Source organism: Mycobacterium kiyosense, assembly GCA_021654635.1.
GTDB classification, from domain to species: domain Bacteria; phylum Actinomycetota; class Actinomycetes; order Mycobacteriales; family Mycobacteriaceae; genus Mycobacterium; species Mycobacterium kiyosense.
Map to the genome: position 1 here is coordinate 194,672 of AP025179.1, position 13,405 is coordinate 208,076.

General features: G+C 67.3%; 14 protein-coding genes. 4 read left to right on the forward strand and 10 right to left on the reverse strand.

Annotated features, from left to right (window positions below):
* Positions 1-19: 19 nt before the first annotated feature.
* The 3 genes from L6444_RS00955 to L6444_RS00965 all read right to left on the reverse strand — a co-directional run bounded on the left by L6444_RS00955 (position 20) and on the right by L6444_RS00965 (position 2,370).
* Entirely contained in the window at positions 20-1,144 is a 1,125-nt protein-coding gene (locus tag L6444_RS00955) for an MFS transporter (RefSeq protein WP_236979681.1), read from the reverse strand.
* Positions 1,145-1,333: 189 nt separating this feature from the next.
* Positions 1,334-1,900: a DUF998 domain-containing protein gene (locus L6444_RS00960; protein WP_236979683.1), complete on the reverse strand. Its 567-nt coding sequence runs from the start codon at positions 1,898-1,900 to the stop codon at positions 1,334-1,336.
* A gap of 50 nt (positions 1,901-1,950) precedes the next feature.
* Positions 1,951-2,370, reverse strand: coding sequence for a hypothetical protein (locus L6444_RS00965; RefSeq protein WP_236979685.1), 420 nt, complete (start codon positions 2,368-2,370; stop codon positions 1,951-1,953).
* A gap of 122 nt (positions 2,371-2,492) precedes the next feature.
* On the opposite strand from L6444_RS00965, the gene L6444_RS00970 reads away from it, so the two are divergent.
* Complete coding sequence (locus L6444_RS00970) at positions 2,493-3,245, forward strand: hypothetical protein (RefSeq protein WP_236979687.1); 753 nt, start codon at positions 2,493-2,495, stop codon at positions 3,243-3,245.
* Positions 3,246-3,251: 6 nt separating this feature from the next.
* Here L6444_RS00970 and L6444_RS00975 read toward each other — a convergent pair whose 3' ends face one another.
* The 4 genes from L6444_RS00975 to L6444_RS00990 all read right to left on the reverse strand — a co-directional run bounded on the left by L6444_RS00975 (position 3,252) and on the right by L6444_RS00990 (position 7,376).
* Positions 3,252-4,460, reverse strand: coding sequence for an acyl-CoA dehydrogenase family protein (locus tag L6444_RS00975; protein ID WP_236979689.1), 1,209 nt, complete (start codon positions 4,458-4,460; stop codon positions 3,252-3,254).
* Positions 4,457-5,107, reverse strand: coding sequence for a TetR/AcrR family transcriptional regulator (locus L6444_RS00980; RefSeq protein ID WP_236979691.1), 651 nt, complete (start codon positions 5,105-5,107; stop codon positions 4,457-4,459). Before L6444_RS00980 ends, L6444_RS00975 begins: the two co-directional genes overlap by 4 nt.
* A 104-nt stretch (positions 5,108-5,211) precedes the next feature.
* Positions 5,212-6,159, reverse strand: a complete 948-nt coding sequence (locus L6444_RS00985; RefSeq protein WP_236979693.1) for an NAD(P)/FAD-dependent oxidoreductase — start codon at positions 6,157-6,159, stop codon at positions 5,212-5,214.
* A gap of 2 nt (positions 6,160-6,161) precedes the next feature.
* On the reverse strand, positions 6,162-7,376 hold the full coding sequence (locus L6444_RS00990; RefSeq protein WP_236979694.1) for a GNAT family N-acetyltransferase: 1,215 nt from the start codon (positions 7,374-7,376) through the stop codon (positions 6,162-6,164).
* Positions 7,377-7,542: 166 nt separating this feature from the next.
* Here L6444_RS00990 and L6444_RS00995 point away from each other — a divergent pair, with 166 nt between their 5' ends.
* Positions 7,543-8,943 carry an MFS transporter gene (locus L6444_RS00995; RefSeq protein WP_236984549.1) on the forward strand — a complete coding sequence of 467 codons (1,401 nt, stop codon included), beginning with the start codon at positions 7,543-7,545 and terminating at the stop codon, positions 8,941-8,943.
* Between the two features lie 187 nt (positions 8,944-9,130).
* Here the strand turns inward: L6444_RS00995 and L6444_RS01000 are convergent, their stop codons facing one another.
* Complete coding sequence (locus L6444_RS01000) at positions 9,131-10,585, reverse strand: flavin-containing monooxygenase (RefSeq protein WP_236979696.1); 1,455 nt, start codon at positions 10,583-10,585, stop codon at positions 9,131-9,133.
* Positions 10,582-11,148 (reverse strand): PadR family transcriptional regulator, encoded by a 567-nt coding sequence (locus tag L6444_RS01005; protein WP_236979698.1) that lies wholly within the window; start codon positions 11,146-11,148, stop codon positions 10,582-10,584. Before L6444_RS01005 ends, L6444_RS01000 begins: the two co-directional genes overlap by 4 nt.
* 120 nt (positions 11,149-11,268) lie before the next feature.
* Here L6444_RS01005 and L6444_RS01010 point away from each other — a divergent pair, with 120 nt between their 5' ends.
* On the forward strand, positions 11,269-11,697 hold the full coding sequence (locus L6444_RS01010) for a nuclear transport factor 2 family protein (RefSeq protein WP_236979700.1): 429 nt from the start codon (positions 11,269-11,271) through the stop codon (positions 11,695-11,697).
* 2 nt (positions 11,698-11,699) lie between these two features.
* Positions 11,700-12,740, forward strand: a complete 1,041-nt coding sequence (locus tag L6444_RS01015; protein WP_236979702.1) for an LLM class F420-dependent oxidoreductase — start codon at positions 11,700-11,702, stop codon at positions 12,738-12,740.
* Between the two features lie 13 nt (positions 12,741-12,753).
* On the opposite strand, the gene L6444_RS01020 is transcribed toward L6444_RS01015, so the two are convergent.
* Positions 12,754-13,305 carry a TetR/AcrR family transcriptional regulator gene (locus L6444_RS01020; RefSeq protein ID WP_236984550.1) on the reverse strand — a complete coding sequence of 184 codons (552 nt, stop codon included), beginning with the start codon at positions 13,303-13,305 and terminating at the stop codon, positions 12,754-12,756.
* Positions 13,306-13,405: the final 100 nt, after the last annotated feature.

Sequence of the window (13,405 nt, forward strand, 5' to 3'; positions counted from 1 at the left end):
TTGGCAGGTAACGTCCAAATCAGCTTTGGCGGTGCTGGTTTCGGCGTAGCCGCAGCGCCCGGCCGGCCGCGACGACCGTCGCCAGCACTGCCAGGACGGCAAGCACGGCCGACGCAGCAGACAACCCGATCTCGGTCAGTAGTAGCGGCAATCCGAAGCCAATGTAGGTCACCGCGTAGAAAGCGCCCGTCAGCGCGCCCCGATTGTGTTGTGGCGCTGCGGCTTCCAAGTCGATGAGACCTTCGCGAAGACACAGTCCTGATGCACAGCCGAGCAGCACCAGCAGCGACAATCCCAGAGCCACGGGAATATTCGGCGGTGCCGCGGCCAGAGTGGCGTAGCCGAGCGCGGCAAGCAACGCACCGGCGGTCCCGGCTTGCGGACCCCACCGCCGCCCCCGGGCGACCAACTGACTGATACCGCTCACTCCGTTGGTGATCAAAGCGGCAATCCCGGCCACCATGGTGGCGGCCAGCCCGGTGTGAATCCGAGTGGGAATCGTGACGAAAGCGAGTGTCGCCGAGGCGAACACCCACGGTGCCAGCGGCATCGCCCAGCTCAGCGCCAGGCCGGTGCTCTGGCCTTCGCCCGGTCCGGCGGGGCGGCCGCGCACCGGTCCGGGCGATGCGGAACGACGCAGCGCCAGCGCGACGACGACGATCGCCGTCCCAACCAGGCCGGCGGCCGTTGCGAACGAGACCCCGATCGCGGAGGGGCAAACAGCGGTGATGACACCGGAGACGAAAGGCCCCACCGCGAATCCGGCAATCAACACCGCTCCGGCAACGGCCGCGCCTGGCGGACCGTTCAGATCCGAAGCCCACGCCGTGCACGAGCTCATGGCGAGGCCCACTCCGACACCGACGACGAGGCGTCCCGCCAGCAGCACGTCGGACTGCTGTGACAAGAGCATCGGGATCGTTCCGGCCAGGACGGTTGCCGCCCCCGTCAGCGCGATCGACGGGCGGCCGAACGCATCCGAGGCGCGCCCACCGAGCAGCAAGCCAGGCAGCAGACCTACCGCGTAAATCCCGAATATCGCGTCCAGCAGGGACGCACTGAGGTGTTGCGCGTCGCTGATCGCCGGAATCAAGGCCGCAAAGTGGTTGGCGGCCCAGCCGGTTGCCAGCAGAATAGCCAGCACACCGGCGAATACCTCCGGCTTCCCGCGGGACTGCCTAGGCTGTTCGCCTTCCGGTGCTGATCGAAGCGGAGGCGCGTCGGTGCACACCCCGTTCGATTTCATCGGTCCGTTCCCTCCCTGGTGGCCCTCCGGCGTCCGCCGGTGGAAAGACAGTGCAACTCCAACCGATATTCCCGGTCGAGACCTATCTCACTCAGGCCGGTTGGATTGCAGGCACAACACGGTCCATAGCTGCCACAGGAAGATCGCATATACCGACCCGCGTTCCCAGACGCCGATTGCGGATATGTGCATCGATCCGCCCGCTGCGCCGACCGCGAATACCGATAAGCAGATAAACCCGAGTACGGCAATCACTTTCGATACGACGCGGTAGCCGCCGCGCCGGCGGGCCGGGGCTATCGCGGAGGAACCTGCCAACGTGGCGGCGTTACCGGCGGTCAGGGCCAGCGCCGCGCCTATGCCATGTAAGCCTCCACCGGGGAACGCACCCACCAGGGTGTTGCCGACGGCGTTCGCCGCGGCCAGCGCCAGGAATACGCGAGTCGTGCTGCGACGGAAAGACCCCGAAACGAGTACCGCCCCCAGCAGATAGGCCACGCCCTGCAGATAGAACCCCAGGTGCATCAGGTACGTGAGCGGCCCGTGGGCGCCGAGTTCGCTGATGTAGTTGTCGGCGTAGCTGTAGTGGGGTTGGTACCCGCGCGCGGCGGCCGCTTCGAGTAGCAGGAACCCGGCCACCCCGATCAGCCACACAGCGCCGCCGCAGATCCGCCTCCCGGCGGACAGTTGCGGCGCGGGCCGGCTCAGTTGGCTATCTCCACATGGATGTTCCTGGCCCCCACCACATTTCGCAGTCCGGAGCAGTTCACGCACCCGATACATCCAACACAGTCGGTGCAGCGCACGCACGCAATGCATCCGACACACCGGAGGCACGCGATGCAGCCCAGGCACGCCACGCAGTCGCGGACGGCCACACATATCAAGGCGAGCAGACTGGTGATCACCCCGACGCTTCCCGCGGTGGCCGCCGATGCCGCGACCGCGATACTGCCGGCGGTCGCGACCGAGCCGGCGACCGCGATCGACCCGGCCGCAGTCGTCGAGCCGGCGACCGCGACGCTTCCCCCGACGGCCGCGGACCCGGCGACGGCCGCGCTGTCCTGCACGGCGATCGATCCGACAATGGAATCAGTGTCGTGCGAATCCCAAGGCAGTGCCATGGAAGTCATCATGGCAGTTCGGCAACCGAAGCTGAAGCCCGCGCCGGCCGGTCGCTGCGATATCGACCGTCGGAGTGGGATCATGGGTGCCGGCCCAGGACCTGCCCGGAAAGGTTAGCCACGTGGACCTCGATCGCATCACCCACCCGCTGCGACTGGCGCGCGGCTCGCATCAGCCGGGATCGGCTAAAGGCTGTGCCATGAACGTCATTTCGTTCATCAACGGTGACGAGCAGATCACCGATTTCCCGGCGACCTCGGCCCGCCCGCTGGCCGCGTTCGTACACTTGTGCAACGACCAGCTCGCCGGGCCGGATGGCTACCTGGCGCCGGACGACGCCGTCATAGCCCTGGATCTGGGCTGGCTGACCGTGGGAACCGCGTGTGACGGAGCCGTCGCCGACCGCGTCGTCCGTGCCTGGGTGTCCAAGCTGTTGATGAGCCCGCCTTGGGGCGTGATCCGCTACGCCGGAGGTGCCGCAGCCGAGGTGATCTCCGGGATCGGGGAGTTGCATCGCACGCTGGCGCCGGGTGAGCTGCCCGACATCGCCGTCTGGGACGGCGCCGCCCGCGCCGCGCGCGAGATCAGCGCGTCGATGGCCCCGGGGGCGCAGCGCTACGCCGTTCGGGCCGCATACCAGTCGACGGCGTTGGCCGACACCGACAAGTGGGAGACGCTGGATGCGGTGACCGGTAACGCCTTACGCGCCCACCGGTTGGCCAACCTGGACGGGGGAGCGGACCGGATCGTGGCGGTGACCCGGCACGCCATCCGGTCCTGGCGGCGCCTCGCCGGACTCAGCGTCGTCGGCAACGGCTCCGTCCCGGTTGCGACGGCGGCACGCCGCAAGGGTGCCGCGTGGCAGGTGGCATGACCGCGGTCAGCGGATGGCCAGCCCCGTCAGCGCCCGCGAGATCACCAGACGCTGAATCTCGCTGGTGCCCTCGAAGATGGTGAAAATCTTTGCGTCGCGGTGCATCCGCTCCACGGGGTAGTCCCGGGTGTAGCCGTTGCCGCCGAGAATCTGGATGGCTTCGTCGGTGACGTAGACCGCCGTCTCACTGGCCACCAGTTTGGCCATCGAGCCCTCGGCGGAGTCGAAGTTCTGGTTGTTGCGCGCCATCCATCCTGCCCGCCACACCAGCAGCCGGGCCGCGTCGATGCGGCTCTTCATGTCGGCCAGCTTGAACGCCACGGCCTGGAACTCACCGATCTTGCGGCCGAATTGCTCACGCTGGCAGGCATAGTCGAGCGCGTACTCGTAGGCGGCGCGGGCCACGCCGACGGCCATGGCGCCGACGGTGGGCCGGGTGCGCTCGAAGGTCTTCATGGCCGCCTGACCGCCCGCCGAGGCGCCGGATTTCACTCGCGCGATCCGCTTTTCGAACTTCTCGCGGCCACCGAGAATCGCGTCCTCGGGCAGGCGCACGTTGTCGAGCACGACCTCGGCGGTGTGCGACGGATGCCGTGCTTTTTTGAACTTCTGCCCCTGAGCCAGGCCTTTGGTGTCCGGTCCGATGACGAAGCTGGCCTGGCCGCGGGTGCCGAGCTCCGGATAGACCGAAGCGACCACGATGTGCACGTTGGCGATGCCGCCGTTGGTGGCCCAGGTCTTGGTGCCGTTGAGCACCCACTCGTTGCTGGCCTCGTCGAAGCGGGCACGGGTGCGGATGCCGCCGACGTCGGAGCCGGCGTCAGGCTCCGACGAGCAGAATGCACCGAGCTTGGGTTCGGCCGCGGTACCGAACATCTCGGGCAGCCACTGGCCGAGTTGTTCGGGTGTCCCGTTGCCCGCCAGCGCCGCCGCCGCCAGTCCGGTGCCCATGATGGACAGCGCGATTCCGGCGTCGCCCCAGAACATCTCCTCGAACGCGGTGAGCATGCCCAGTCCGGTCTCTTCGGCGGCCTGCTGGGCGAAGAAGTCCGGGGAATACAGCCCTACCTTGGCGGCCTCCTGGATGACCGGCCACGGCGTTTCCTCGCGCTCGTCCCACTCGGCGGCCGCCGGGCGGATGACGTCGGCGGCGAACTTGTGCACCCAGTCGCGCACCTCGATTACATCGTCGGAGAGCTGCATCGAGAATGTCATCTGTTATCTCCTGAAATAGGTTGGCGTGACGTCGTTTTCGGAGTTCTATATTGTGTGAGCACACTGAGCGTCTGATTGACCCAGGCTTCGAAATAGCGGTCTTCGTCGATGTTGCCGGGTAGTCGCCCGGTGAGCGCTTGCAGCGTCGACGCATAGGACAATGACCCGATGGCGGCGGCCGCGGCCGCTTCGGGATCGGGGATGCAGGTGCGACCGGAGCGATTGGACGCGGCCAGTTCGTCGGCGAACCGCTGGTAGGCGTTGTCGGTGATCACCTGCCAGGTTTTCTCGTCGAGATCGCCGAGCTCCTCAGGTTCGCGCAGCATGACCTTGAGCAGGTCTTCGCTCTGTTTGAGGTTGCTCCAGATCAGCTCTCCTGCGGTGCGCACCGCGTGTTCTACGCTTTCGGGTTCTCTTGCGTCGTACTGCTCGCGTGCGGCAACGACGCTGCTGATGCGGTGCTCGACCGCGGCTTCCAGCAGTTCGCGCTTGGAGCCGAAGTGCTTGTAGAGCGCGCCCGAACCCGGTGCCAGGCCGGCAGCACGTTGAATGTCGGCGACCGACGTCGCCGCATAGCCCTTGGCAGCGAACAACTTCAACGCCTCTGCCAACAGCCGGTCGCGTCCGCGGGCAGCTTCGGCAGGCATGGTGAGAGAGTAATCACTCACCAACGCAGGAGGCAAATTTCGCCGATGTGGGTTGGCACACACTGCCGCGGCCGGCTGCCTACACCGTGCTGGACCGGACACCGCTAGATGTTCACCAGATCACTCGATGGTTCGTCGTTCAACACCGATTGGGCTAGCAGTTCGCCCAGCAGGGGGCCGAACTTCATCAGGTTGCTGCCGACGAACGCGGTCACGGCGCCACGGCGCGTGAGCCGCCAACCGTCACCGCCGGCGTCGAGCCATGATGCGCTCGCGGTGACGCAGTCGACCCGGCTCACCGGGGTCAACGAGGGGAACAATGTTTGCACCACCGCCGGATCCGGCACATCCTGGCCGAAGGCCCAGAGTCCAGTGCTGCCGACCGGCAGTCCGTAACCCTCGGGTGCCGAAAGGCAGGCGGCGCCAACGGCATCGGCGCCTTGATAAGTGAAACGAGTGTGGGGCGCGAACTCGATGCCGAGCGAGCCGAACAGGGCCGTCGTCTGTACCCCGGCGCAGATCAGGATGTGATCGGCACGAAGGAAAGTCCCGTCCGACAACGCCGCTGAGCCGTCGTCGGCGACCGACATGACCTCGTCGCGCCGGATGGTCACCCGCCGCGACAAGGCCACCAAGGCCCGACGGATCCAAAGGCTGCCGCCTAGAGGGTCGAAAATCCCGGTCTGCCAGGGTGCTTGAAGGAACGGTATGCGCGCGGTGATGCCGTCCCGATCGAGCCGGGAAAACGTGGCTCCGGCGGCGGTCATCGCTGCCGCGGTGTCGTCGCAGTCGCCCGCCGCGACGAATCCCTCGGTCCCCAACAAGCGGCCGATGCCGAACTCGGATTCCCATCGCCGCCAGCCGACACGGGCTTCGAGGGCGAGCCGGCACAACGTCGGGCGCCGGTGGGCGATCCGGAAGATCCGGGCCAGCCCCGCCGACTGCTCGGCGAACGGTTCGCCGCGCTCCAACACCACTACATCGACGCCACGTTGGGATAGCGCGTAAGCCGTTGCAAGCCCGCATATTCCGGCACCGACGATAACGATCATCGTTAGAAGAAAAACCCGGCATGCGGTGCGCGGGGCACCGCGAAGAGCCGATCGGCGGCCACCAGTGCCGCGGGTTCGCCGACGTGGGCCAGCCCGGCGACGGCGAGCGCCTGCCAGGGCGTGCCGCCCAGTAGCACCGCGGCGAGCCCGGCCGCGTCGACGTGCAGCTGGGGGCGCTGGTCGGTCGGTTCCGCGCCGTCGGGCGTGACGGCGTAGGTCGCCGAATTATGCTGCAAGATCGGGTCATTGACCGCGATGGTGATCCGGTCGCCGTCGGCGTACCGGCGAGCGGCCAGTGCCGCACGGACATCGACCACGCGCAGCCAGGTTTCGTCGTAGACTGCGGTCACCTTCGCGGCGCGCCGATCGAGCAGCAGCAAGGGCAGCGGATCGTCGAGCGGCAGCATCCAGAACACCACTCGGTCAATAAGATCCAGGCCGAACAGAAACCGCAGCAGGCCCAGGTACGCATCGGCGGTGGGGGCAAAGAAGTCCTCGACCACGATGGTGCGCTGGTCGCTGACGAACCACCTCTCGGTGTTGATCGGGCGGTACCGGGCGAAGCCGGATTCGGCCCCGGGTTCGCCGTGCACCGCCACATACGCAGGCCCCGGAGCCGCCTGGTGGCGCAGGCGCAGGCTGCGCCACCACACGGGTGACCGGTCGACGGTGCCGGGCCGCGACGGACGATTCTGAGAGTAGATGCGCGGCAACACTTCCCAAGCCTCGGCGGGATCGAGCAGTCGCACCGGTCCGCCGGATCCGACGCCGGCACGCAGCGCCGCCCGTGCCGTCACCACCTCCACGCTCTGGGTCGAACTGGCCACGCCGTAGCCGTAGCGCTCGTAGATCGTCGCTTCCGAGGCCCGTAGCGACGCGACCACCTCACCGCGGGCGGCGAAGTCCCGCAGTTGATGCTGCACCAGCTCGGAGGCGATGCCCTGGCGGGTGAACGACGGCAACACCCCGATGTGGGTCACCGCGGCGTGCTCTACGACGGCGCCACCGGGCAGGGTCAGCCCTCCGGAAACGGCGTCGGCGGTGCCGACGAGCCGTCCGTCGACGAACGCGCCGATGGTACGGCCGGGTTCGAGCAGGGTGGTGATCTGGCCGGGCTGCAGGCTCAGCGGCGGGAAGCCGATCATGGCGGTGCGAAACACGTTCGACGCGGCGATCAGATCTTCCTCGGCGTCGAGCACGCGGATGTCGGTGGTCACCCCGCCATCATGACCTGCGTTGCCGGCGGCGCCGGGTCGCGGGGGGACCGCGGTCCGGGCGATTCCGGGCGGGCCTTACGTTGGGAAAGTGGTCGACGGTGTTGATGCTCGCGCGGATCCGGTGTCGGCCGGACGTGTGGGTCGTCCGGCGCCGCTGATCGCCGCGATGTGCCTGGCGGTGCTCACCGTCGCGGTGCTGCAGACCGCGGTGGTTCCCGTGCTCGGCGTGATCGCCCACCAACTGCAGGCCACGCCGACGGCGGTGAGCTGGGTTGTCACCGCCAATCTGCTCAGCGCCGCCGCCGCCACCCCGCTGGTGGGCCGGTTGGCGGACCGCTACAGCAAGAGAGCCGTGCTGCTGGCGGTTCTGGGCGTCGTTCTGGCCGGGTCGTTGCTGGCCGCGGCGACGACCTCGCTTGCGCTGCTGGTGGCCGGCCGGGTGTTGCAGGGCGCCTCGTTTGCGCTCTACCCGGTTGGTGTAGCGATTCTGCGCGCCGAGTTCCCCGAGCCGGTGGTGGTGCGAGCGCTCGCGGTGCTTTCGGCGACGCTCGGGTTCGGCGGCGGGATGGGGCTGGTGGTGACGGGGCTGCTGATGTCCGGCAACGCGGGCTACCACCGGGTGTTCTGGCTGGCAACGGTGTTCGTCGTGGTGGTCATCGGTGCGGTGGCCGCATTGGTTCCCGGCCGGCCGGGTGCGGGGGACGGCTCCATCGACTGGCTGGGCGCGGCGGGCCTGGCCGCTGGACTCACCGGCGTGATCCTGGTGGTGACACAGGGCAGTCACTGGGGGTGGTTCGCCCCGCGCACGATCGTGGTGGCATCGGCGGGACTCGCCATCCTGGTGGCGTGGTGGCAGTGGGAACGCCGTCGGCGCCACCCGCTGGTGTCCACCGCGATGCTGACCCGACGGACGATGCTGCTGACGAACTTGTCGACCGTTCTTGTCGGAGTCGGCCTGTACATTTCGTTCCTGGGCTTGACGCAGTTCGTTCAGATGTCGCGCGCGGCGGCGGGTTACGGCTTCTCGGCGACGGTGCTGTACTCCAGCGTCGTGTTCCTGCTGCCCGGAGCGCTGGCCGGGATGGTGATGGCCACCGCCAGCGGCCGCTTCATCGACCGCTTCGGTGCGCAGTCGGTCCTGGTCGCGGGGGCGGTGGTCGGTGCGCTCGGGTTCGCGTTGCTGGCCATTGCCCACGACGCGAGGTGGCAGGTGATCGTGGCGGGGGTGTGTATGAACGTCTACGTCAGCCTGGCCTACGGTGCGTTGCCTGCCGTCGTCGTCAGCGAGGCAGGACCCGACGAGACCGGGGTTGCCACCGGCATCAACGCGATCGCCCGCACGATCGGCAGTTCGATTGCGGCGGCAATGGTCGCGGGGGTGCTCGCGGCGTCTCACGGACGGCAAGGAATGCCCACCGAGTCGGCGTTCGTGTCGCTGTTCGTCCTGGGGGCGGTGACGGCCGCGGCGGTGGCCGTGCTGATCGCGGTGTCGGGGGTGCGAAGCCGTACGGGTGGGTCTTCGGCCGGTCGCGTGGACGCCCAGGCGCTCAATCACGAGTGGGGCTGATGGCGCGCCTGGTGAGCTTGGTGCCCGGCCTGTACCGATCCGGTCCACCGGGTGAGCGCGGCCGCCCATCCGGGTCACGCGGGTCGCCGGCCGATGCGATGTAGCCGTCCGGCCGGATCGAGATGGACGACGCGACGCTGACCGAATGGTTGCGGCCGGTGCTCGCGCACTACCTGGCCGGCAGCATTCAGCGGAGCTCGAAGTGGGCCGGCTCCGGTTCGGCCAGCATGGCCGTCAGCGTCTTGCGGTCATACGGCCAGAGGTCGACGGTGTTGTTCTCGGTCAGGTACCACGAGTTGCAGCCGGTGCTCCAGACGGTCGGCGTCATCGCTTCTGCCACAGCGGCATTGAACTCGTCGGTGGCATCCTCGGTCACCTCGATCGAGGTCGCCGCGCCGTCGCGCAGCATCTCCAGGAACTGCGCGATGTAGTGGGCGGTTCGTTCCGCCGAATACTGCAGCGAGATCGATCCGGTGGGAGAGTTGGGACCCAGTACCGTGAACAGGTTGGGAAAGCCCGGAATCGCCGTCATCCGGTAGGCCCGCGGGCCGCCGGACCAGGCCTTGTCGATGGTGAGGCCGTCGCGGCCGGTGATTTGAATCGGCCGCATGTAGTTGTGCGTCTGGAATCCGGTGGCCAGTACGATGACGTCGGCCGGCCGCTGACGTCCGTCCGCGGTGCGGATCCCGCTGGGGGTCACCTCGACGATGCGGTCGGTCACCAGCTCGGCATTCTCGGATTGGATTGCACGGTAATAGGTTCCGGACACCACCTGCCGCTTGCACAGTGGCTGGTAGTCGGGGGTTAGCTTGTCCCGCAGCTGCCGGTCGCGGACCTGCAGCCGCAGGGACAGCCGGGCGTAGGCCTGCACCGCGCGGCGCCGCCAGGACGGACGGGTGGTGACGTCGGCGAGGATTCCCGAAACCCAGAGCAGCGCCTGATACATCCGGTCGTGCGCAGTGGGATGACGTTTGAGTGCGGCAGCCAGTAATGCGCTCTGCCGCAACGTCATCGGCGCCCAGAGGATCCATTGTGGCGACCGGACGTAATGCGCGATGGACCGCGCGTCGGGCTGCAGAGCGGACACGATCTGTACGCCGGTGGATCCGGTTCCGATGACGGCGATGCGCTTGCCGTCGGTGTCGATCTCGGGGTCCCACCGTGCGGTGTGCACCACCGGCCCGGCGAATTCGTCGAGACCGGGGATGTCGGGCAAGGCGGGATGGTGCAGCACACCGGTCGCACACACCACGACGTGGGCGTCGATCTGCTCACCGCCAGCCGTGGTCAGGACCCATTGGGCGGTGGGCTCGTTCCATTGCGCGGCAACGACTTCGGTATTCAGCCGGATCCGGTCACCCAGCCCGAGGGTGTCCACCACGTCGCGGTGGTAACGCTGGATGTCGGCGCCGTCCGCCCAGATGTGAGACCAGTCCGGCTTGGGGGCGAAACCGAATTGGTAGATCTGGGAAGGTACGTCGCAGGTCAGGCCCGGGTATCGGTTCCAGTGCCAGACGCCCCCGACGTCGGAGGCCTTCTCCAGCACCGTGACGTCGGTGAAGCTGCGTTGGGTGAACACGTGCAGCGCGGTGATGCCGGCGAGCCCGGCGCCGATGATCACCACCCGCGGCATGTTTGTCATTGTCGCAGTGTTGACACGCGCCGATCCAAGATGGTCAACGCGCGCTCGGCCCAGCGCACGTTTTCCTGCTCGAACGATATTCCGCGCAGCAACGTCAGATAGGGGCCGATTCGCTCGGCGTGCTGCAGGTGGTCCTCTTCGGTGCGGTCGCCCAAGATGCGGGTGCGTAACCGCTCGTAGCGTTCGAGCTTGGCGGTGGACCACGCCAGGCGTTCGGCGATGAACTCGCGCACGGCCATGGTGCTGCCCGCGTCGGCGGCCTGCACCTTGACCAGCAGCTCGTCACGCATCACCAGGGGTTTGGGCGGGCGCGCGGTGAACTCGTCGATTGCGCGGTGGCCGGCGTCGGTCAGGGAGTACATCCGCTTGTTCGGGCGACGATCCTGCTGGACGAGGCGGGCTCGGATCAAACCCTGCTCGGCGAGCCGATCGAGCTCGCGGTAGAGCTGCTGCGGAGTGGCCATCCAGAAGTTGGCGACCGAGGCACCGAAGTCCTTGGCCAGGTCGTATCCCGAGGACTCACCCTCCAGGAGTGCGGCCAGCACGGCATCGCGCAACGACATCCAGGGATCGTACAACGAAGCACCTATTCAAAAAAGTGATTATTACCGCATGGACATATGGACCGTCGGCCTCTAGCGTCTGAGCTTGTTATTCATTGAGTTGACTACGCGAGGTTTCTTGTGACTTCTGAGCACCCATTCCGCAAGGCGGTCGAGTCCGGCGAATCGGCGGCCATCGAGGCGTTGCTGGCCGACGACATCGTTTTCACCAGCCCCGTGGCTTTCAAGCCGTATGTCGGCAAGCCGATCACTGCGGCGCTGCTGCGCGGCGTGGTGCGGGTCTTCGAGGACTTCCACTACGTGCGTGAAATCGGCGACGGCAACGGACGCGACCACGCCCTGATCTTCGAGACCGGGTTGGTTGGAGTGCCGGGCGTGCGCGTCACCGGCTGCGACTTCCTGCACTTCAACGACGACGGCCTCATCGACGACCTGATGGTGATGGTTCGCCCGCTGTCCGGCGCGAAGGCGCTTGCCGAAGCGATGGGCGCGCAGTTCGGACGGATCGAGCAGGAGGCGATCGAGATCGCCGCCACCCTGGGAGCCTGATCATGCGAATCGGACTGGCCATCAACTACGCGGGTGGCTTCAAGGAGGTGGCCGCCGAAGTGGCCGACCTCGAGCGGGCCGGCCTGGACATCGTATTCGTCCCGGAGGCCTATTCGTTCGACGCGGTGAGCGCGCTCGGTTACCTCGCCGCAAGTACCGAACGGGTCGGCTTGGCGTCGGGCATCTTGCAGCTCTTCACCCGCACGCCCACCCTGACCGCCATGACTGCGGCGGGCATCGACTACGTCTCCGGTGGCCGATTCACCCTGGGGCTGGGCGCTTCCGGGCCGCAGGTCATCGAGGGCTTCCACGGCGTGCCGTACGACGCGCCGATCGCCCGGACTCGCGAGGTCGTCGAGATCTGCCGTCAGGTCTGGCGGCGCGACACCGTGCAATATCAGGGCGACCACTACACGATTCCGCTACCCGCCGAGCGGGGAACCGGCCTCGGAAAGCCGCTCAAGTTGATCAATCACCCTGTCCGGGAACGTATTCCGGTGCTGATCGCCGCGCTGGAACCCAAGAACGTCGAGCTGGCCGCCGAGATTGCCGAGGGCTGGCAACCGATCTTCTTCCTGCCGGAGAAGGCGCAAGACGTGTGGGGCGACGCGCTCGCCGCCGGTCAAGCCAAGCGTGACCCCGCCCTGGGCCAGCTTGAGGTGTTCGCCGGGCCGGCGCTGGCGATCGGCGAAAACGTCGAGTCGCTACGCGAATTCGTCAAGCCACACCTGGCCCTCTATATCGGGGGCATGGGCGCCAAGGGCAAGAACTTCTATCACACCCTGGCCACCAGGTACGGCTACGCGGCGCAGGCCGACCGGATCCAGGAGCTGTACCTGGCCGGTGACAAGGAGGCTGCTGCCAAGGCGGTGCCAGACGAGCTGGTGCGCGACGTGAACCTGATCGGCACAAGGGAATTCGTCAAGGATCGGGTGGCGGCGTACCGCGCGGCCGGCGTGACCACGCTCAACGTCATGCCGATGGCCGCAACCTCGGGTGAGCGGGTGAAGCTGATCGAGACGTTGCGCGAGTTGGTCGACTGACCGACCGCGGCGGCTAACCCAGCTCGTTGTAGGACTGCCCGAGAAAACGTTCCACCATCGCGCGTTCGGCCGCCGGATCCTTCAGCGGCCAGTACCACAGCGACATGAAGACGTGGATGAGCCACTGGGTGGCCAGCGGGTCGGGGTCCTGTTCGCCGAGCATCTCGGCGGCGAACGCAGCGATCACCGGCGACGTGGTGATCCATTCACTGCCGACCGGCAGCTGGGTCGAGGGAAGCTGCACCAGCGGATAGGACCTCAGCCGTTGCAGCGCAACAATAGTGGCGGTTACCACGCGATCGCGGCCGGTGCGGCCGTCGATGGCTTCGCGCACGGTCTCCAGGACGCGGTTGGCTTGCATGCTGATGACGCCCTCGCGAATCGCCGCCTTACCGCCGGCCCGGCGGTAGATCGTTGCCGGTGAGCAATGGACCTTGGCAGCCAACGCCTCGATGGTGAACGCTTCATAACCCATCCGGCCGATGAGGTCAGCGGCCGCGGCGAGAATCCGTTCGGAACCCGCGTCGTGCCGGTTGCGTCCCAGCAGCCAATCCGCACCCGCCATCACGGACACTCGGCGGCGGTTGGGCGGGGCAACAGAAAGCGTCCAATTTTTCGCACCATGAGAATTTTATACGAGCTTTTCTCGCCGAAACGGCTGTTGG

Coding starts and splice junctions, on each gene's coding strand:
- L6444_RS00980 (WP_236979691.1), bottom strand. CDS start 5,107: ATGCCTGCCGAAGCTGCCCGCGGACGCGACCGGCTGTTGGCAGAGGCG.
- L6444_RS01005 (WP_236979698.1), bottom strand. CDS start 11,148: ATGTCGTTGCGCGATGCCGTGCTGGCCGCACTCCTGGAGGGTGAGTCC.
- L6444_RS00985 (WP_236979693.1), bottom strand. CDS start 6,159: ATGATCGTTATCGTCGGTGCCGGAATATGCGGGCTTGCAACGGCTTAC.
- L6444_RS00965 (WP_236979685.1), bottom strand. CDS start 2,370: ATGGCACTGCCTTGGGATTCGCACGACACTGATTCCATTGTCGGATCG.
- L6444_RS01000 (WP_236979696.1), bottom strand. CDS start 10,585: ATGACAAACATGCCGCGGGTGGTGATCATCGGCGCCGGGCTCGCCGGC.
- L6444_RS00975 (WP_236979689.1), bottom strand. CDS start 4,460: ATGACATTCTCGATGCAGCTCTCCGACGATGTAATCGAGGTGCGCGAC.
- L6444_RS00995 (WP_236984549.1), top strand. CDS start 7,543: ATGTGCCTGGCGGTGCTCACCGTCGCGGTGCTGCAGACCGCGGTGGTT.
- L6444_RS01015 (WP_236979702.1), top strand. CDS start 11,700: ATGCGAATCGGACTGGCCATCAACTACGCGGGTGGCTTCAAGGAGGTG.
- L6444_RS01020 (WP_236984550.1), bottom strand. CDS start 13,305: ATGGCGGGTGCGGATTGGCTGCTGGGACGCAACCGGCACGACGCGGGT.